Source organism: Ligilactobacillus sp. MP3, from assembly GCF_024436335.1.
Taxonomy (GTDB): domain Bacteria; phylum Bacillota; class Bacilli; order Lactobacillales; family Lactobacillaceae; genus Ligilactobacillus; species Ligilactobacillus salivarius.
Window position 1 is genome coordinate 70,893 of sequence record NZ_JANFQI010000002.1, and the last position, 17,940, is coordinate 88,832.

Sequence of the window (17,940 nt, forward strand, 5' to 3'; positions counted from 1 at the left end):
GATATATAATGGTTAAAACAATAACAATTCCTGAAATAAAAGTCATGGCTGAATTAATAACGAATATGAAACATAAGAGGGTAGGAATATTAGGTGGTACTTTTAATCCGCCACATCTAGGACATTTAATTATTGCAGAACAAGTAAAAAGCCAATTAAATTTAGATGAAGTAATGTTTATCCCCGATTACCAACCACCTCATATTGATAAAAAAACAGCTATTTCTGCTGAAAAACGACTGAAAATGGTGAAACTTAGTACGATGGATGAGCCTGGATTTAAAGTTAGTGATATAGAGTTACGACGTAAAGGTGTAAGTTATACAATAGACACAATTAAGGAATTGAAATTGAAGAATCCAGAAGTAGACTATTATTTTATAATTGGTGGAGATATGGTTGAGTATCTACCAAAATGGCATAGAATAGAAGAATTAATTAAATTAGTAAAATTTGTTGGTGTTGGTAGACCTGGATATAGAAAGGAAAGTAAATATCCAATTATGTGGGTAGATGTTCCAATGACAGATATTAGTTCAACTTTAGTTAGACGAAATGTAAAGCAAGGATGTTCTATAAAATATTTAGTGACACCAGAAGTGGAAAACTATATACATGAAGAAGGTTTGTATCGTGAATAATCTAGATTTAGAATATACAGAGGGAATTTTTCCCGGAACGCGAGAAGAATTGATAAAAAAAGTAAAAGAATCAGTAAAAGAGTCAAGATTTAAACATATACTTGGTGTAGAAAAATCAGCAATCGAATTAGCTAAGAAAAATGATTATAGTACAGAAAAAGCAAGTATTGCTGCTCTAGTACATGATTATGCTAAGGAAAGAACACCAGAAGAATTTAAAAAAACAATTTTAGATGAAAAATTGTCTAAAGATTTGCTAAATTGGAATAATTTTATTTGGCATGGTGTAGTTGGTGCAGAAATCATTAAAAATGAATTGCAAATTAAAAATGAAGAAATTTTAAATGCTGTTAGACGACATACTGTAGGTGATGTTGAGATGACAACTTTGGATAAGATTATATATGTTGCCGATTACATTGAAGAGGGACGCAGTTTTCCAGGAGTAAAGCTAGCTAGAACAATTGCTAAAGCAAATTTAGACGATGCTGTTAGTTATGAAACTAAACATGTTTTAGAATTTTTGTTAAGTCAGGATAAAGTTATCTACCCTAAAGCTATATTAACTTATAATAAATGGGTAGCAGAGTAATTATTTGAAAGGATTTTGATTAATGGATAGTAAGAAACTTTTAGAAATAGTTGTAAAAGCTGCTGATAGTAAGAGAGCAGAGGATACAGTAGCATTAAATGTTCAAGGAATTAGTATTTTAGCAGATTATTTTGTAATTACACAAGCTAATTCTGAACGACAAGTAAAGGCTATTGCTGATGCAGTTAAAGAACAAGTTTATGAAGCTGGTGCTGATGTTAAAGATATTGAAGGAAAAGATGGAGCAAACTGGATATTATTAGACTTAGGCGATGTAGTAGTTCATGTTTTCAAGACAGAAACTAGACAGTTTTATAATTTAGAAAAACTATGGTCTGATGCACCATTAGTAAATATTGCTGATTGGATAAAATAATATGATATATACAACGTTCGCCCAATTGTACGACAAATTAATGGATCCGCAAATGTATAAGGATTGGGTGTCTTATTTTGATAGATATGAATTTGAAAAAAATAGTAATATTTTAGATTTAGCATGTGGTTCTGGAAGATTTGCAGTGGAAATTGCAAAGAAGGGCTATGATGTAACCGGATTTGATTTATCTGAAGAAATGTTGTCATTAGCATATCAGCATTTATATGAAGAAAACATAGAATTAACATTAGTTGCTGGTGATATGCAAGATTTATCAGGTCTAGAAAAATATAATGTTGTAACTTGTTTTGCTGATTCTTTATGTTATTTACCTAATAAAAGAATATTAAAGAATGCATTTAGAGAAGTGAAACAACATTTAAAAAAAGATGGTGTTTTTTTGTTTGATGTAATAACGCCATATAAGACTGATAAAATATATCCAGGATATATGTATAATTACAGTGATGATGAGCAAACTTTTGTATGGACAACATACTTAGGAGAATATGAACATAGTGTTGAACATGATTTAACTTTTTTCATTTTTGATGAAAGCATTAATGCATATAAAAAAGTTAATGAACTTCATAAAGAAAGAACTTACGAATTAAGAGATTATATTGAATTGCTGAAAGAAGCTGGCTTTAATCAGATAGAAGTAAGTGCCGAATTTGGACGTGAAGATATAGAAAAACAAACTGAACGTTGGTTCTTTAAATGTAGTATTTAATAAGTGGTGATAGTAATGAAAATTATTGGTATTATAGCAGAATATAATCCATTTCATAATGGTCATCTATATCAAATAGAAAAAGTTAAAGAGATTTATCCGGAATCAATCATAATTGTTGCTATGAGTGGTAATTTTCTACAAAGAGGGGAGCCTGCAATTGTTGATAAGTGGGTAAGAGCAAGACAAGCACTGTTGAATGGTGTAGATGTAGTTGTAGAGATACCGATTGCTGGATGCGTACAACCTGCCGATAGATTTGCTGAGAATGGGGTACGAATATTAAGTAATATGGGATGTGAAGAACTTTTCTTTGGTGCTGAACATGCTGAGTATGATTTTATGACATATGCACAGTTGGTTCAAAATTTAGATAGTACTGAATTTTCAAAAAAAAATATATCTTATGCTGAAGCATTCCAAGAAGCCGTTGCGGCAAAAATAGGACATAATATAGATTCACCTAATGATGTCTTAGGCTTGGCATATGCTAAGGCAAATTTGAAATTTGGAAAAAAGTTAAAGTTAAATCCAATCTCTAGAAATGTTGCAGGTTATCATGATAAGTCTTTGTCTCCTGATAGTAATATCGCAAGTGCTACAGCAATCAGAAAAGTTTTGTTTTCTAAAGATCATAATTTAGTTGATAAGTATATTCCTTCCTACCAAGATTTAAAGGATGAAAAATATATTTCTTGGGATGATTTTTGGCCATTTCTAAGATATAAACTAATATCTAGTGATATTGATGAGTTAGCTAATATTTATGGGATGGCTGAAGGAATTCAATATAGAATGAAAAAGAAAGCTTTAGAACTAAAGACGGAAGCGACATTTGATGAATGGCTAAAAGCTGTTAAATCAAAAAGATTCACATACACTAGGCTAACAAGATTATCAGTTGCTACTTTAGTAGGAATGAAAGTTAATGATGTTAGTTTGTATAATAAATTTCCTTATGTGCATTTATTAGGATTTACGAAAAATGGACAGAAAGCTTTGAATATAATGAAGAAAAATAGTGAAATACCATTACTGGCTAAAATATCCCAACAAGATAAAGACAACTTTTATCATGTTGATTATAGAGCTGGGAAAATTTATCAATCTCAAAATTATAAAGAGCAAGATTTAAAAAGAGCACCATTGATATTTTGAGGTGTCAAGGAAAAAACATTGACAAAGGTTTAAATGAAAGTTATAATCAAATTTGTTGCATTGGGAGGAATATAACATGAAATGGTCTTTAAAAGAGCTAAATCAAGCAAGTGAAGCTCCAATCCATTTTACAGAGAATTTAGATTTGAATGAAGCATTAAAATCTAGAAGATCTGATATTATAAAAGTTTCAACAGTACATGTTGATGGGATGTTTTCTGTTGACGAATTAGGAGTTTTAGGCTATATGAAGGTTAACTGTACAGTAACCTTACCTTCTAGTCGTTCATTTCAACCAGTCGATTTAGAACTTAATTTTGATGTAACAGAGCATTATTTAAGTCATTATAATCCGGATTTATCAAGTTTTGAAGATACGGATGTCGTTATTGTATTAAAAGATGATATACTGAATCTTGCAGATGTTATAGAAGACAATATATTGTTACAAATTCCTATGCAGGTTTTATCTGTAGATGAGAAACGAGATGACGCGGTTATGCCGTCTGGTGATGACTGGAGTGTCGTTCGTGAGGAACAGTTGCAGAAAAACAATCATAAGAAAGATAATATTGATCCAAGATTAGCTAAGTTAAAGAATTTCTTTGATGAAGATAAATAGTAATAGCTATTGCAAATTTTGTGAATAACAAGTAGAATCTTTCTTGGTAGATTTATTTATTGTTTTAAGGAGGTGTCTAATAATGGCTGTACCAGCACGTAGAACATCTAAAACTCGCAAGAGATTACGTCGCACACATTACAAGTTACAAGTACCTGGTATGAGTGCTTGCCCAAATTGTGGTGAATTACGTAAAGCACATCATGTATGCCCAAGTTGTGGATACTATGGTGACAAGGAAGTTGTAAAAACTAAGTAATCGAAATATTAATTAAGATTAAAGGGACCATGGCCCTTTAATAACTTGGATAACGCTTTTCTTTATTCAGAAAGAAAAGCGTTATTTTAATATTTACTAAATAAAAAGTACGATAAAATTTTGAGATAATAATTTTATCGTACTTTTTTGAAAACTGGATTATTTTTTTGACATATCAATGTACTTAAAATCAGGATTAATAGATTTATCTAAACTATTGAATTGCTGTTCCATTTTTTCAATAATAATTTTCTGATTTTCATCGTTAATTTTCATTTTCCTATCTAAATAGATTGGATCTCCAAAAGCAACTGTAGTTTTTTTTCTAGTTAAAAGTCCTTTAAAGGTTAATGGCCCTTGATACACAGCAGGAACAATAGGAACTCCTGAAAGTTTAGCAATTAAAATTACTCCACCTTTTAGTTTTTGAGAATGTCTAGTTCCAGATGGAAACATGATAAGTGATAAATCTTTCTTTTTTAACCATTTAACAGGAGTTTTAATAACTGAAGGTCCAGGATTTTCTCGATTAACAGGAAAAGCATTGGCGTGTACAAGAATGAATCGTAATATAGGATTTTTGAATAATTCTTCTTTAGCCATAAAAGAGAATTTCTTTGGAGAAGCAGCTAATGCAAAATATAAAGGATCGAACCAAGTCCTATGTGGGCCGACTAAAATATAATTTCCAGTTGGAAGTTTTTCTTTATTTAAATATGTAGGTTTTCCATTAACAATGTAAACTATAATACGAACTATCACACGAATGAAAGAATAAAACATTGAGCGACAACCTTTCTATAATTTGTTATACTACTATCATATAGTATGAAAAAAATTTTTAAGTTGCAAGTAAAAAATGAGGTTTTATAATGCATGAGGATATATTACTATCTAATGAACGAATTGATCAATTGTATTCATCAAAGATAAAAATTATTCAAAGTAGCGAAGTTTTTTCTTTTTCAATAGATGCTGTTTTATTGGCTGACTTTGCAGACTCATTGAAGAAAAAGAATTCTAAGATAGTGGATCTATGTGCAGGAAATGGTGCAGTAGGTCTTTTTTTGAGTCAGAAAGTGAATGGAAAAATAATCCAAGTAGAGATTCAAAAAAGATTAGCTGATATGGCTAGAAGAAGTATATTACTGAATAATTTAGAAGATAAAATTACAATCTTAAATGAGGATTTAAATAATTTACAAGGTTTGATATCAAAAGATTCGGTTGATATGGTGGTATGTAATCCTCCGTATTTCGCTAATTTGGAAACAAGTAAAAAAAATCCTAATCAGTACTATGCTATTGCAAGACATGAAATTAAGGTAACTCTAGAACAAGTCATAGAAGTTACAAGTGGACTTTTGAAATTTGGTGGGAAGGCTAATTTTGTATATAGACCTGATAGGCTACTTGAAATGTTAGATTTGATGAGAAAACACAATATTGCTCCAAAAAAAATTCAATTAGTATATCCAAAAAAAGATAAGGAAGCTAATATTGTATTAGTTCAAGGTATAAAAGCAGGAAAAGATGGTGGGATTCGTTACCTTCCACCTATAATTGTGTCTGAAGATAATGGAAAATATACTAATGTTATAGAGGAACTTTTATATGGTAAAGGAAAATAGCTATTATTTCTATGTATTATTGTGTGCAGACAATACTTTATATGGAGGATTTACGACTGATTTAATTAGGAGATTAAATCAACATAATGATGGAGTAGGTGCTAAATACACAAGATTAAAAAAACGTAGACCAGTTGAAATGATTTATCATGAAAAATTTAGTTCCAAAAGTATGGCTTTAAAAAAAGAATATGCATTTAAGCATCAATCTAGAGAAAAGAAAAATAAATATTTAGTTGAACATGGTGTAGATAGAAATTTAATTGAATGATTAATAAAATCATTGCAATTCATACAATAATAAAGTATAATTTTCTAAGTGTGTAAGACACAATTCACACTGCATGCGATAGTTAAAAAGTTGCTCGTCAGAGTTTTTTAACAATTGAACATGTGGGAGGATAAAAAAACAAATTATTTGGAGGTAAATTGTAATGGCAGTTATTACCATGAAACAATTACTAGAAGCTGGTGTACATTTTGGTCACCAAACACGTCGTTGGAACCCTAAGATGAAGAAGTATATCTTTACAGAACGTAACGGTATCTATATCATTGACTTACAAAAAACAGTTAAGTTAATTGATGATGCATATGACTTCATTAAAGATGCTGCAAGTGATGACGGCGTAGTATTATTTGTTGGTACAAAGAAGCAAGCACAAGAAGCTATCGAAGAAGAAGCAAAGCGTGCAGGTCAATACTATGTTAACCATCGTTGGTTAGGTGGTACTTTGACTAACTGGAATACAATTCAAAAGCGTATTAAGAAGTTAAAAGAAATCAAGGCAATGGCTGAAGATGGTACTTTTGATCGCTTACCTAAGAAGGAAGTTGCTTTGTTAATTAAACAAAGAGATCGTTTAGAAAAATTCCTTGGTGGTATTGAAGATATGCCACGTATTCCTGATGTATTGTTCATCGTTGATCCTCGTAAAGAACGTATCGCTGTTAAGGAAGCTCAAAAATTGAACATTCCTATTGTTGCTATGGTTGATACAAACGCAGATCCTGATGAAATTGATGTTAAGATTCCATCAAACGACGATGCAATTCGTGCAGTTCGTTTAATCACTTCTAAGATGGCAGATGCTATCATTGAAGGTCGTCAAGGTGAAGATGATGCACCTGTTACTGAAGATACATTTGAAAATACAGATGATCAAGTTGATTCAATCGAAGATATCGTTGAAGCTGTAGAAGGCAACAATGATAGCACAGATGCTGAATAGTTAGTTAACTTAGGCTGTCTCGAATTTGTGGGCAAATAGCCTCAGTTTGAGACAGCTTTTTTAGTAATTTTAATTTTAAGGAGGCCAATTAAGATGGCAAAGATTTCTGCTGCTCAAGTAAAAGAGTTACGTGATAAAACAGGCGTTGGTATGATGGACGCTAAAAAAGCTTTAGTTGCTGTAGAAGGTGACATGGAAAAAGCTATTGATTTCTTACGTGAAAAAGGTATGGCAAAAGCTGCTAAGAAGAGTGATCGTGTTGCTGCTGAAGGTTTAGCAAACGTTGCTGTAAATGGTAATAAGGCTGTTATTGTTGAAGTTAACGCTGAAACAGACTTTGTTGCACAAAATGATCAATTTAAAGCATTAGTAAAGCATATTGCAGACGTTATTGCTGAAAACACACCTGCTGATGTAGAAGCTGCTTTACAATTAAAGACAGATAAAGGTACTCTTAACGATGAATTAATTGAAGCTACACAAGTTATTGGTGAAAAGATTAGTTTACGTCGTTTTGAAGTTGTTGAAAAGGCAGACGCTGACAACTTTGGTGCATACTTACACGATGGTGGACGTATTGCTGTATTGTCAGTAGTAGAAGGTGCTGATGAAGCTACAGCTAAGGATGTTGCTATGCACGTTGCTGCTATTAATCCTAAATATGTAAACCGTGATGAAGTTCCAGAAGCTGAAGTTGCACATGAAAAGGAAGTTCTTACAGAAGAAGCTAAGAATGAAGGTAAGCCAGAAAAAATCATTGAAAAAATGGTTGCTGGTCGCTTGAACAAGTTCTTTGCAGAAGTTGCATTGGATGATCAAGACTTTGTTAAGGATCCTGATTTAACAGTTGCAAAATATGTTGCTTCTAAGAATGGTAAGGTAAAATCTTTTGTCCGTTATGAAGTTGGCGAAGGTATTGAAAAGAAAGAAGAAAACTTTGCTGAAGAAGTAATGTCTCAAATTAAATAATATTTAATTTAGTTGCTGTAAATATTGGTTTATCAACGTTTATAGCAACTTTTTTATATAGTATTAATAAATTATTTATGTCGATTATTGTATAGGGAATATTACTTAGTTAATATTAAATAAAATAACAATTCAGCACTTGTAAAAGAATAATATTATGTTATAATAAAATTTTGTATAAATATAGTGATCAATTTTAAAATTAAGATTCTTTATAGCAAATGTATGGTATAATTACAGGTGAAAGAATTTTGTAGGAAATTATCAAAGGAGGGTTGGACATGCTGAGGAAAACAAAGAATTTTTTGAAGGCCAATGGAGTTTACTACGAAAAAGAACATGTTAATCCACTAATGGTTCCTGAGAGAGTTTATGTATTAAAATTTGGAATCGATGAAAAAACAATGAATAATCGTTTTATCGTTGAATATACGTATACATGGACTGGAAGAATTAAGATTAATAAGATTTCCTTACGTTTACATGGACAGCAACATCCGCGTGAATTCAGAAATGAGGCACAGTTGTTACAATATTTAAAGAAACATTCTAAGAGATATGTAAAAGGTAAAGAAATATCAAATAAAAAACGTAGTAAATAGTAAATGAACTATAATTAAATAAAAATCCGTTCAAGAACTTATTAAAATTCTTGAACGGATTTTTTAATTTTCAGTATATAGTTTTAAATGTTCATCTCTAGATATTTTTCCCATGTCTAAAAGAGTATCAGCAATAGTATTGAGAACAAATTGACGATCTGATTTATTTTCTACAAAATCGTATTTATCGCCGTCTATTACTAGTAATGGGGATTTATCATAAGTACGTTCCCATTCGTCGTAGAATTCTAATAATCGTTTATAGTAATCTACTAAAGAAGGATCATTTGTAACCTGTTCATATTCACGTCCTCGTTTTTCAATACGCTTGATCATTGTAGGATAAGAAACTTTAATTAGAATCATCAAGTCTTTATGATTTTTAGGGGTTGCTAATTTAATTTCATCTAGCATATTTTTTAATAATTCTTGATAAATTTGATACTCTATTTGGGTTGCATTACCTAATTCTGTATTCATTCTCATGAACATAGCGTCTTCATAGATAGATCTATCTAATATATTATTATCCCCACGCATAGCTTCTTTTATCATTTTGAAACGACGATTTAAGAAGAAAGTTTGTAAAAGGTAAGTATAAGGATTGGTTACATCGGTAGCACCAGAAGCTCTTTTTTTTGCTGCCAATTCATTTCCTTTATAAAATAGTGGTAAAACAGGATTATCAGTAACTGGTTCAAAGAAAGGTGTAGTATTTAATTCTTGAGATAATAATTTTGTTAAACTAGACTTTCCAGAACCAATAATTCCAGCTAAAGTTATCAAAAGTAATTCCTCCGTTAAAATAAACTTACATTTAATTTTACCTTAAGTGAAGCAATAATTCCAAAATATTATTATTTAGTGATAAAGTTCGTATTTTGGTGATATAAGTGCACTTTTCACCACGTGTTTAAAAATAAAATTCGAATTTTACTTTGACATCTAAGGCGCATTTTGCTATTCTATGTTTGTCTAGGAGGGATAATTTTGAAAAGAGAAGTAGCAATTGTAATGGGTAGTATTTCTGATTGGAATACTATGAAAGAGGCAGCTGAAATTTTAGAAAATTTTGGAGTAAACTATGATAAAAAAGTTATTTCAGCTCATAGAATGCCAAAAGAAATGTTCGCCTTTTCTGAAACCGCAAAGGATAAAGGGTTAAAAGTAATTATAGCTGGAGCTGGTGGTGCTGCACATCTTCCGGGAATGGTAGCAGCTAACACTATACTACCTGTTATTGGAGTCCCAGTTAAATCTCGTGCATTAAATGGAATGGATTCATTATTGTCGATTGTACAAATGCCAGCTGGAATTCCAGTAGCTACTACAGCAATTGGTGCTTCAGGTGCTAAGAATGCAGCATTATTGGCGTTGCAAATTTTGGGAATTAATGATGAAGAAATAGCTGAAAAATTAGTTTTATTTAGAAAAAAACAGCATGATGATGCAGAAAAGAGCGGTGAGCAACTTGGATAGTATGATAATGCAAGGAAAAACAATTGGAATTATCGGTGGAGGACAGTTAGGGCAAATGTTGTCATTTTCTGCAAAAAAAGCTGGAATGAGAGTTATAATCTTGGATCCTAATCCAGATTGCTCAGCGGGACAAGTTTCAGATGAACAGATTGTAGCACCTTATGATGATATAGACGCAATAGAGGAACTAGCTGATAAGGCCGATGTATTAACCTATGAATTTGAAAATGTTGATCTTAACGCATTAGAGAATGTTAGTAGCAAAGTAGAAATCCCTCAAGGTACGGAATTATTAAGAATTACTAAGGATAGAATAAGAGAAAAAACTTTTTTGCAAAAAAGTGGGTTAAAAGTAGCCCCATTTGCTGAGATAAATAAATTTTCAGATTTAGAAAAAGAGATAAATGAAATAGGTTATCCAGCAATCTTAAAAACATGCGAAGGAGGGTATGATGGTAAAGGACAATTAGTTCTCAATTCAGAAAAAGATTTAGTTGCAGCTGATGAAATTATAAAGTTAGGACAATGTATTTTAGAAGGAAAAATAAACTTTCAAATGGAATGTTCGGTCATGGTAGGAAGAAATCTTAGAGGTGAAATTACTGCATTTCCAGTAAGCGAAAATATCCATCGTAACCAGATATTACACGAAAGTATTGTACCAGCTAGAATTTCGAGTGAATTACAAGAAAAAGCAAAAGAAACAGCGGTAAAAGTAGCTGAAAGCTTGAATTTGTGTGGAATCTTAGGAATTGAAATGTTTATAGGTGAGGATAATGAGATTTACATAAATGAATTGGCACCTAGACCACATAATTCAGGACATTACTCAATAGAAGCATGTAATTTTTCACAGTTTGATATTCATAATAGAGCTATATGTAATTGGCCATTACCTAAAATTGAGCTATTAAAGCCAGTAGTGATGGTGAATGTTTTAGGACAACATGTTGAGAAAACACAAGAATTGATATCAAAAAAACCTACATGGCAATTCCATGATTACAGTAAAGGTGAAATTCGTGTTGATAGAAAAATGGGACATGTTACAATATTAACAGATGATATAAATAAAACACTTGATGAGATTGCATCAACTCATGTATGGGATTAAAGGAGAGTAAAATGATTTCACGTTATACACGTCCAGAAATGGCAGCAATTTGGAATGATGAAAAAAAATACGAATGTTGGTTAGCAGTTGAGTTAGCTGCGGATGAAGCTTGGGCAAAGCTTGGTCATATTCCTGATGAAGATGTTGAAAAATTAAAGAAAAATGCAAAGATAAATGTAGATCGTATTGCAGAAATAGAAGAAGTAACACATCATGATGTTATTGCATTTACGCGTGCTTTGTCTGAAACATTAGGTGATGAAAAGAAATGGGTTCATTATGGATTGACGAGTACAGATGTCGTTGATACTGCCTATGGTTATCAATTAAAGCAAGTAAATGATATTTTACGTAAAGATTTACAAGAATTTAAAGAAATTGTTGCTCGTAAAGCTAAAAAGTATAAGAATACTGTTATGATGGGACGCACTCATGGAGTCCATGCGGAACCTACTACATTTGGCTTGAAATTAGCAAGATGGTATTCTGAGATTAATCGTGATATTGAACGTTTTGAACATGCTGCTAAGGGTGTAGAAGCTGGTAAAATTAGTGGTGCTGTTGGTACATTTGCAAATATTGATCCGTTTGTTGAAAAATATGTATGTGATAAATTAGGAATTAGAGCACAAGAAATTTCTAGTCAAGTTTTACCAAGAGATTTACATGCTGAATACTTATCTGCATTGGCTTTAATTGCTACAAGTTTGGAAGAATTTGCAACTGAAATTAGAGGATTGCAAAAATCTGAAACACGTGAAGTAGAAGAATATTTTGCAAAGGGTCAAAAGGGATCTTCTGCAATGCCACATAAGCGTAATCCTATTGGTTCTGAAAATATCTGCGGATTAGCTAGAGTTTGCCGAGGACATATGGTAACTGCCTTTGAAAATGTTTCTTTATGGCATGAACGTGATATCTCTCATTCATCAGCAGAAAGAATAATTTTACCTGATACTACAATTTTGATTGATTACATGTTACATCGTTTTGGAAAGATTGTTGAGAATTTAACAGTTTTCCCTGAAAACATGAAACGTAATATGGATAGAACATTCGGATTGATTTATAGTGGACGTGTACTTTTGAAATTAATCGATACAGGAATGAGTAGAGAAGAGGCATACGACTTAATTCAACCAAAAACTGCTGAATCTTGGGATAAGCAAGTTCCATTCCGTCCTTTGTTAGAGCAAGATGAAGAAATTTCTAAGCGTTTATCCAAAGAAGATTTAGATGATGCGTTTGATTATCATTGGCATTTACGTCATGTAGATGACATTTTTAAACGTGTGGGATTAGAATAATAAAATATATATTAACAGAAGTGTATTTTATAATATGCTTCTGTTTTTTTGGTTTAAAATACTTGTATTTTGAGATAATTATATGATAAAAGTAATTTGAAGGAAGTGATGAAATGTGTACAAGTGTTAGTGTTATTTCTGAAGATGGAACACATGTGATGGGAAGAACAATGGATTGGTATGATCTTTATGTGAAACCTATGTATATTCCTAGGGAATATCAGTGGAAATCAGCATTTGATAATAAAAAATATACAAACAAATATGCTATAGTTGGTGGAGGTTTTCAAGATAATAATTATATTGATTTAAGTGATGGAGTTAATGAATGTGGGTTGATGGCCCAAAAATTGACATTTTCTAATGGAGCACAATTGGTTGATGATAAGCATGATGATAAAATCCAACTTGAAGCATATGAATTTGTTACTTATATACTTGGAAATTTTTCTTCAGTAACTGAAGTAGAAGAAAATATAGAGAAAATCGAACTTATGAGTAATGTAATTAATAATACAAAACATGGTGGATCAGAGTTACATTTTAGTCTTTCAGATGAGAGTGGACGAAATATTGTAGTTGAACCTAGTCAGCACCCAATGAGAATAATTGATAATCCTTTAGGGGTAGTAACTAATATGCCTAAATTTGAGCGTCAGTTGGCAAAATTAGAAAATTATATGGAATTTACTGATGAATTTAAAGAAAATTCGATTAAATATGGAAAATTTCATGTAACTACTGGAAAACTGGGTGGCAAGAAGACACCACCGGGATCTTACTCTCCAAGCCAAAGATTTATTCGTGCATCTTATTTAAAGGAACTTGTTGATAAGCCTAAAACACGCGATGAAGCCGCATCGTTAGCGTTTGGTATATTAGATACAGTCTCAATTCCTAAGAGTAAAGCACATAGACCGACGTATACAGTTTATAGAGCAGTTACGGTATCAGAGGATAGGACTTATTATTATCAAGCAAATGGGCAAGCTACAGTTAGTGGAATTAAATTAGATGAAGAGCTAATGCAAAATACAGAACCAATAGTATTTAATGTATCGAATATATGGAATCCACAAATGTTAAGTTAATAAAAAAGTTGCAGACTTCAAGATCTGCAACTAAAAATAAAAAAAATCAGGATAAAATCCTGATCTAATAATTATGAAATGATCCGGGTGAGATTCGAACTCACGACCGTTCGCTTAGAAGGCGAATGCTCTATCCAGCTGAGCTACCAGACCATCACAACAAAAATTATTATATGGTATATACTTATAAATGTCAATTGATTTTTTTTAAATAATAATATTTTTTTGTTAGAAGAATATTTTTCTAATGATATTAGAATTGATTGCTATAAATAGTTTTAAGTATAACTTTAATGATAGGCATTTTTGTGGTAAAATGTTAAAATTGCAATGAGTAGAATTTAAGATATAATTTATTTGTCATTATTATATAGGAGTGTCGTATATGAGCAGAATTTTAATAATTGAGGACGAAAAAAATTTATCTCGTTTTGTTGAACTTGAATTACAACATGAAGGATACGAGACAGAAGTATGTAAAAATGGACGACAAGGTTTAGAGTTGGCACTGGACGAAGATTGGGATGCCATTTTATTAGATTTAATGTTACCTGAGTTAAATGGTTTGGAAGTTTGTCGTCGTGTTCGTCAAGTGAAGAATACACCAATTATCATGATGACTGCAAGAGATTCAGTTATCGACAGAGTTTCAGGTCTAGATCATGGAGCAGATGACTATATTGTAAAACCATTTGCTATCGAAGAATTACTAGCAAGATTAAGAGCCGTTTTGCGCCGTGTAGAGCTAGAAAATGAACAAAACGGAAATAAACAAACAACACTAACATATCGCGACTTAACTATTGAAAAGGAAAATAGAGTTGTAAGACGTGGAGATGAAATCATAGAGTTAACTAAGAGAGAGTATGAACTACTACTAACGTTGATGGAAAATATAAATGTTGTTTTAGCTAGAGACACACTTTTGAAGAAAGTATGGGGATATGAAACACAAATAGAAACAAATGTTGTGGATGTTTATATCCGTTATTTACGTAATAAGATTGATCGTCCTGGAGAAGACAGCTATATCCAAACAGTTCGTGGTACTGGATATGTAATGCGTTCCTAAAAATTAAGGTGTTGATAATATGGAAACGACAAATGAAAAGAAAAAGAAAAAGTTTTTTTCGATTAACTTAAAATGGTCGTTGGGAACAGGTCTAGGTGTTGTTATAATTTTTGCTGTTTTTGCAACACTTTTATTTCAAAGTTTTTCCAGTCTTTTAATAAGACAAGAAAAGGGACATTCAGAAGAGGCAATGAATGCTGTAACTTTAAGGTTAGCGCAATCTAATAGTACACTTACAGATACTGGTGTAAGGGATATTCTTAGCTCTTCTTGGAATGATGATATTCAGAATAGGAAACAAGCAGCAATATATTCTGATTCTGTTTTGACTGCAACTTCAGGAAAAAATATAGGAATTAGTGTTTATAGTGTTAATAAAGAATTGCTATTTGCTTCTAGAGGAGTATTAGTAGATTTTTCTAGCAAAAATAAACAAAAAATTGCGAAAATCAATGGACAAACTGTATATATAGTTAGAAGACCTGTTTATTCTAATAAAAGTAATAAATTAATTGGATATGTACAAGTCACTAATAAATTAGCAGATTACGATGCCACTAGACATAAGTTAATATTAATATTTATTGTTTTTGGTGTAACTGCTGGGTTAGCTAGTGCTTTAGTTGGATATGTACTTTCAGCATGGTTATTAAGGCCAATAGAACTTATAAATGAAACTATTGGTAAAATAAATACAGATGATGAAAGAGACTCCTTAGCTAACGTTAGAGTTCCGATTTTAAATCAAAATGATGAACTATCAGAATTAAGTAATTTATTTAATGATATGCTTGATAGAATGGAAAGATACATTCAACAACAACAACAATTTGTAGAAGATGTATCGCATGAATTGAGGACACCTGTGGCAATTATTCAAGGACATTTGGACTTATTAAGTAGATGGGGCAAGGATGATCCACAGATATTGGAAGAATCTATTTCAGCATCATTACAGGAAATAACAAGAATGAAAAGTTTAGTTCAAGAAATGTTAGATTTATCGAGAGCAGAACAAGTAGAGTTGCAATTTGGTAATGAAGTTAGCGATGCAAGAGAAGTAGGATTACAAGTATTCAATAATTTTAAGATGATACATCCAGATTTTACGTTTGTTTTGGACAATGATTTAAAAAATAATACACCAGTAAAAATTTATAGGAATCATTTGGAACAAGTGTTAATTATTCTAATGGATAATGCAGTAAAGTATTCTCAAGATAGAAAAGAAGTTCATATGTCAATTTCAAAGAATAGTAAGTTAGTTGAATTTGTTGTTCAAGATTTTGGGGTTGGAATTTCACAGGAAAATATAGATAAGATTTTTGATAGGTTTTATCGAGTTGACAAGGCACGTAGCCGAGATAAAGGTGGTAATGGACTTGGATTGTCAATTGCTAGAAAGTTAGTTGAAGGCTATCATGGATCTATGTCTGTTGAGAGTGTCGAAGGACAGGGTTCCTTATTTAGAATTTCTTTACCATTGGTAGACTTAGATAATAAAAAATAGGAAGTATGGCAAGTAAGTCATACTTCTTATTTTTTATATAGCTTTAAGAATGAAATTGGTTAAAAAAGAGGCTAGGGGAAAACCATATTTTTAGATGAATTTTAGAAAATATTTATATTAAAAGCCGCTAGGAATCAACGTTTTTAGTAACGCGATTTCTAGCGGCTTTTTCTAGTCTCGATATAAAAAGTTATATTTGATCATTTCTTACGATTTTGCTTACCAGCGTTTCTCTTGCGATTTTTTTCATGCATATCGTTAGAAACTGAGGTTACTTTCTTTTCATCATCAGTTTTCTTTGCAGGTGATTCAACGGTAACTTCTTTAATTGGTTTATTTTTCAGCTCTTTTTTAATATCCTTACGAATTCTAGGACGCATGAAATTAATAATTAGAGTTTGGATGCAAGCAAAAATACCACCAATAAAGAAATATAATCCTAAACCAGCAGGGGAAATGTATGTCATTCCGGTTAGCATTACTGGAGATACAATAATCATTGATTGCATTTGCTTTTTTTGTTCTTCAGGTAGTCCTAATGTAGATAACCAACCTTGTAAAGCATAAATAACAAATGTTAGTACAACAAAAGTAAAACTTCTATGACCTAAGTTGATCCCCATAAAAGTTGTTTTAGATAACTCAGGAGAATATTGTATTGCCGCATATAAAGCAGCAAAGATAGGCATTTGTATAAGCAATGGAAGACAACCAATTCCACCAACCATAGAAATATTATTTTCTTGGTAAAGTTTCATCATAGCTTGACTAGCAGCATTTCTTTCTTCAGGAGTCTTAGCATTTTTTTGCTGTTCTTGAATTTTAGCAAGTTGTGGTCTAATCATTGCGATTTTTTCTTGTTGAATTGTTGCTTTTTTAGATTGATTAATCATAATAGGCATCATTACTAATCGAACGATAAAAGTGATAACAATAATTGACCAACCATAACTACCACCTAAAACACCAGATAACCATTCCAGTAAGTGTTGAGTTGGAATAGCTAGTTTTTCATAAACAATTCCATATGGTTTTCCATCACTTGTTCTTCGTACACAGCCACTTAATAAAAGTGTTGCTGTGAGAAGTGAAGATAGTAATATATATTTTTTTTTATTTTTAGTCATTGATAATTCCTTTCATATTTATTCTGTAGAATACTATACTTGATTAAACGTTTTTTTTCAATATAAAAATAAACAAGCGTATATAATGTAACGCTTGTCTAGACGACTAATAAATTACAGAAAAATCATTATATTTTTTTACAGGAATTTCTGAAACTTCAATTTTTGCAACTTTAGCAAATGGATTTTTGGGAGCTTTTATAGCAGATATGAATTGTGATAGTAATAAACTATTTCCTTGTGCTTCAATATAAACAGTTCCATCGTTTTGGTTACGTACGATTCCTTTAATACCCATATTATCAGCGATAGCTTTAGTTGTATAACGGAATCCAACACCCTGGACGATACCGAAAACAATAATCTTATAATTTTTCAAACTTATCACCACCTGTTATCATTATACTAAAAAATAAGACTGA

22 protein-coding genes and 1 tRNA gene are annotated in these 17,940 nt (G+C 31.5%); 18 read left to right on the plus strand and 5 right to left on the minus strand.

Going from position 1 to position 17,940, the window contains the following annotated elements; all coding sequences use genetic code 11:
* The first annotated feature begins 8 nt into the window (after positions 1–8).
* From NOU10_RS01935 to rpmF, 7 genes are all read left to right on the plus strand, one after another.
* Positions 9–641, plus strand: a complete 633-nt coding sequence (locus NOU10_RS01935; protein WP_003699801.1) for a nicotinate-nucleotide adenylyltransferase — start codon at positions 9–11, stop codon at positions 639–641.
* Positions 634–1,233 carry a bis(5'-nucleosyl)-tetraphosphatase (symmetrical) YqeK gene (gene yqeK, locus NOU10_RS01940; RefSeq protein WP_081325473.1) on the plus strand — a complete coding sequence of 200 codons (600 nt, stop codon included), beginning with the start codon at positions 634–636 and terminating at the stop codon, positions 1,231–1,233. The genes NOU10_RS01935 and yqeK overlap by 8 nt, the downstream gene beginning before the upstream one ends.
* 22 nt (positions 1,234–1,255) lie before the next feature.
* Entirely contained in the window at positions 1,256–1,609 is a 354-nt protein-coding gene (rsfS, locus tag NOU10_RS01945; protein ID WP_255905869.1) for a ribosome silencing factor, read from the plus strand.
* A gap of 1 nt (position 1,610) precedes the next feature.
* Complete coding sequence (locus NOU10_RS01950; protein WP_255905870.1) at positions 1,611–2,345, plus strand: class I SAM-dependent methyltransferase; 735 nt, start codon at positions 1,611–1,613, stop codon at positions 2,343–2,345.
* Between the two features lie 15 nt (positions 2,346–2,360).
* On the plus strand, positions 2,361–3,503 hold the full coding sequence (locus NOU10_RS01955; protein ID WP_255905871.1) for a nucleotidyltransferase: 1,143 nt from the start codon (positions 2,361–2,363) through the stop codon (positions 3,501–3,503).
* 76 nt (positions 3,504–3,579) lie between these two features.
* Positions 3,580–4,125 (plus strand): DUF177 domain-containing protein, encoded by a 546-nt coding sequence (locus NOU10_RS01960; RefSeq protein ID WP_069469474.1) that lies wholly within the window; start codon positions 3,580–3,582, stop codon positions 4,123–4,125.
* A gap of 82 nt (positions 4,126–4,207) precedes the next feature.
* On the plus strand, positions 4,208–4,384 hold the full coding sequence (gene rpmF / locus NOU10_RS01965; protein WP_003699811.1) for a 50S ribosomal protein L32: 177 nt from the start codon (positions 4,208–4,210) through the stop codon (positions 4,382–4,384).
* A gap of 159 nt (positions 4,385–4,543) precedes the next feature.
* On the opposite strand, the gene NOU10_RS01970 is transcribed toward rpmF, so the two are convergent.
* Positions 4,544–5,167, minus strand: coding sequence for a 1-acyl-sn-glycerol-3-phosphate acyltransferase (locus NOU10_RS01970; protein WP_255905872.1), 624 nt, complete (start codon positions 5,165–5,167; stop codon positions 4,544–4,546).
* A gap of 89 nt (positions 5,168–5,256) precedes the next feature.
* On the opposite strand from NOU10_RS01970, the gene NOU10_RS01975 reads away from it, so the two are divergent.
* The 5 genes from NOU10_RS01975 (at position 5,257) to NOU10_RS01995 (ending at position 8,818) form a co-directional block, all read left to right on the plus strand.
* On the plus strand, positions 5,257–6,015 hold the full coding sequence (locus NOU10_RS01975; RefSeq protein WP_003699813.1) for a tRNA1(Val) (adenine(37)-N6)-methyltransferase: 759 nt from the start codon (positions 5,257–5,259) through the stop codon (positions 6,013–6,015).
* Positions 5,999–6,286 carry a GIY-YIG nuclease family protein gene (locus NOU10_RS01980; protein ID WP_003699814.1) on the plus strand — a complete coding sequence of 96 codons (288 nt, stop codon included), beginning with the start codon at positions 5,999–6,001 and terminating at the stop codon, positions 6,284–6,286. Before NOU10_RS01975 ends, NOU10_RS01980 begins: the two co-directional genes overlap by 17 nt.
* Before the next feature lie 163 nt (positions 6,287–6,449).
* Positions 6,450–7,247 carry a 30S ribosomal protein S2 gene (rpsB, locus tag NOU10_RS01985; protein WP_255905873.1) on the plus strand — a complete coding sequence of 266 codons (798 nt, stop codon included), beginning with the start codon at positions 6,450–6,452 and terminating at the stop codon, positions 7,245–7,247.
* Positions 7,248–7,340: 93 nt separating this feature from the next.
* Positions 7,341–8,216 (plus strand): translation elongation factor Ts, encoded by an 876-nt coding sequence (tsf, locus tag NOU10_RS01990; protein ID WP_003699817.1) that lies wholly within the window; start codon positions 7,341–7,343, stop codon positions 8,214–8,216.
* A gap of 281 nt (positions 8,217–8,497) precedes the next feature.
* A complete protein-coding gene (locus NOU10_RS01995; protein WP_003699818.1) occupies positions 8,498–8,818 on the plus strand; it encodes a hypothetical protein in 321 nt (106 codons plus the stop codon).
* A gap of 63 nt (positions 8,819–8,881) precedes the next feature.
* Here NOU10_RS01995 and NOU10_RS02000 read toward each other — a convergent pair whose 3' ends face one another.
* Positions 8,882–9,604, minus strand: coding sequence for a deoxynucleoside kinase (locus tag NOU10_RS02000; RefSeq protein ID WP_255905874.1), 723 nt, complete (start codon positions 9,602–9,604; stop codon positions 8,882–8,884).
* A 204-nt stretch (positions 9,605–9,808) separates the two neighbouring features.
* Between NOU10_RS02000 and purE the strand changes: the two genes are divergently transcribed.
* From purE to NOU10_RS02020, 4 genes are all read left to right on the plus strand, one after another.
* Positions 9,809–10,297, plus strand: coding sequence for a 5-(carboxyamino)imidazole ribonucleotide mutase (gene purE / locus NOU10_RS02005; protein WP_003708069.1), 489 nt, complete (start codon positions 9,809–9,811; stop codon positions 10,295–10,297).
* Between the two features lies 1 nt (position 10,298).
* The gene (gene purK / locus NOU10_RS02010) at positions 10,299–11,411 is read left to right on the plus strand and encodes a 5-(carboxyamino)imidazole ribonucleotide synthase (RefSeq protein WP_255905940.1); all 1,113 of its coding nucleotides are present in this window, start codon (positions 10,299–10,301) and stop codon (positions 11,409–11,411) included.
* Between the two features lie 11 nt (positions 11,412–11,422).
* Positions 11,423–12,718, plus strand: a complete 1,296-nt coding sequence (gene purB / locus NOU10_RS02015) for an adenylosuccinate lyase (RefSeq protein WP_003708065.1) — start codon at positions 11,423–11,425, stop codon at positions 12,716–12,718.
* A gap of 113 nt (positions 12,719–12,831) precedes the next feature.
* A complete protein-coding gene (locus NOU10_RS02020) occupies positions 12,832–13,809 on the plus strand; it encodes a choloylglycine hydrolase family protein (protein ID WP_161022080.1) in 978 nt (325 codons plus the stop codon).
* Positions 13,810–13,888: 79 nt separating this feature from the next.
* Here NOU10_RS02020 and NOU10_RS02025 read toward each other — a convergent pair.
* Positions 13,889–13,962: transfer RNA gene (locus tag NOU10_RS02025), tRNA-Arg, on the minus strand.
* A gap of 232 nt (positions 13,963–14,194) precedes the next feature.
* Between NOU10_RS02025 and NOU10_RS02030 the strand changes: the two genes are divergently transcribed.
* Together NOU10_RS02030 and NOU10_RS02035 are read left to right on the plus strand one after the other, a co-directional pair.
* Entirely contained in the window at positions 14,195–14,881 is a 687-nt protein-coding gene (locus NOU10_RS02030) for a response regulator transcription factor (RefSeq protein ID WP_003699827.1), read from the plus strand.
* Between the two features lie 19 nt (positions 14,882–14,900).
* On the plus strand, positions 14,901–16,391 hold the full coding sequence (locus tag NOU10_RS02035) for a HAMP domain-containing histidine kinase (RefSeq protein ID WP_161022081.1): 1,491 nt from the start codon (positions 14,901–14,903) through the stop codon (positions 16,389–16,391).
* 200 nt (positions 16,392–16,591) lie between these two features.
* Here the strand turns inward: NOU10_RS02035 and yidC are convergent, their stop codons facing one another.
* Positions 16,592–17,518: a membrane protein insertase YidC gene (gene yidC / locus NOU10_RS02040; protein WP_160944579.1), complete on the minus strand. Its 927-nt coding sequence runs from the start codon at positions 17,516–17,518 to the stop codon at positions 16,592–16,594.
* A gap of 106 nt (positions 17,519–17,624) precedes the next feature.
* Positions 17,625–17,897, minus strand: a complete 273-nt coding sequence (locus NOU10_RS02045; protein ID WP_109241649.1) for an acylphosphatase — start codon at positions 17,895–17,897, stop codon at positions 17,625–17,627.
* Positions 17,898–17,940: the final 43 nt, after the last annotated feature.

What these genes read in the sequence shown, in the direction of transcription:
- NOU10_RS01935 (WP_003699801.1), top strand. Translation starts at nt 9, where the DNA reads ATGGTTAAAACAATAACAATTCCTGAAATAAAAGTCATGGCTGAATTA.
- rsfS (WP_255905869.1), top strand. Translation starts at nt 1,256, where the DNA reads ATGGATAGTAAGAAACTTTTAGAAATAGTTGTAAAAGCTGCTGATAGT.
- NOU10_RS01950 (WP_255905870.1), top strand. Translation starts at nt 1,611, where the DNA reads ATGATATATACAACGTTCGCCCAATTGTACGACAAATTAATGGATCCG.
- NOU10_RS01955 (WP_255905871.1), top strand. Translation starts at nt 2,361, where the DNA reads ATGAAAATTATTGGTATTATAGCAGAATATAATCCATTTCATAATGGT.
- NOU10_RS01960 (WP_069469474.1), top strand. Translation starts at nt 3,580, where the DNA reads ATGAAATGGTCTTTAAAAGAGCTAAATCAAGCAAGTGAAGCTCCAATC.
- rpmF (WP_003699811.1), top strand. Translation starts at nt 4,208, where the DNA reads ATGGCTGTACCAGCACGTAGAACATCTAAAACTCGCAAGAGATTACGT.
- NOU10_RS01970 (WP_255905872.1), bottom strand. Translation starts at nt 5,167, where the DNA reads ATGTTTTATTCTTTCATTCGTGTGATAGTTCGTATTATAGTTTACATT.
- NOU10_RS01975 (WP_003699813.1), top strand. Translation starts at nt 5,257, where the DNA reads ATGCATGAGGATATATTACTATCTAATGAACGAATTGATCAATTGTAT.
- NOU10_RS01980 (WP_003699814.1), top strand. Translation starts at nt 5,999, where the DNA reads ATGGTAAAGGAAAATAGCTATTATTTCTATGTATTATTGTGTGCAGAC.
- rpsB (WP_255905873.1), top strand. Translation starts at nt 6,450, where the DNA reads ATGGCAGTTATTACCATGAAACAATTACTAGAAGCTGGTGTACATTTT.
- tsf (WP_003699817.1), top strand. Translation starts at nt 7,341, where the DNA reads ATGGCAAAGATTTCTGCTGCTCAAGTAAAAGAGTTACGTGATAAAACA.
- NOU10_RS01995 (WP_003699818.1), top strand. Translation starts at nt 8,498, where the DNA reads ATGCTGAGGAAAACAAAGAATTTTTTGAAGGCCAATGGAGTTTACTAC.
- purK (WP_255905940.1), top strand. Translation starts at nt 10,299, where the DNA reads ATGATAATGCAAGGAAAAACAATTGGAATTATCGGTGGAGGACAGTTA.
- purB (WP_003708065.1), top strand. Translation starts at nt 11,423, where the DNA reads ATGATTTCACGTTATACACGTCCAGAAATGGCAGCAATTTGGAATGAT.
- NOU10_RS02020 (WP_161022080.1), top strand. Translation starts at nt 12,832, where the DNA reads ATGTGTACAAGTGTTAGTGTTATTTCTGAAGATGGAACACATGTGATG.
- NOU10_RS02030 (WP_003699827.1), top strand. Translation starts at nt 14,195, where the DNA reads ATGAGCAGAATTTTAATAATTGAGGACGAAAAAAATTTATCTCGTTTT.
- NOU10_RS02035 (WP_161022081.1), top strand. Translation starts at nt 14,901, where the DNA reads ATGGAAACGACAAATGAAAAGAAAAAGAAAAAGTTTTTTTCGATTAAC.
- yidC (WP_160944579.1), bottom strand. Translation starts at nt 17,518, where the DNA reads ATGACTAAAAATAAAAAAAAATATATATTACTATCTTCACTTCTCACA.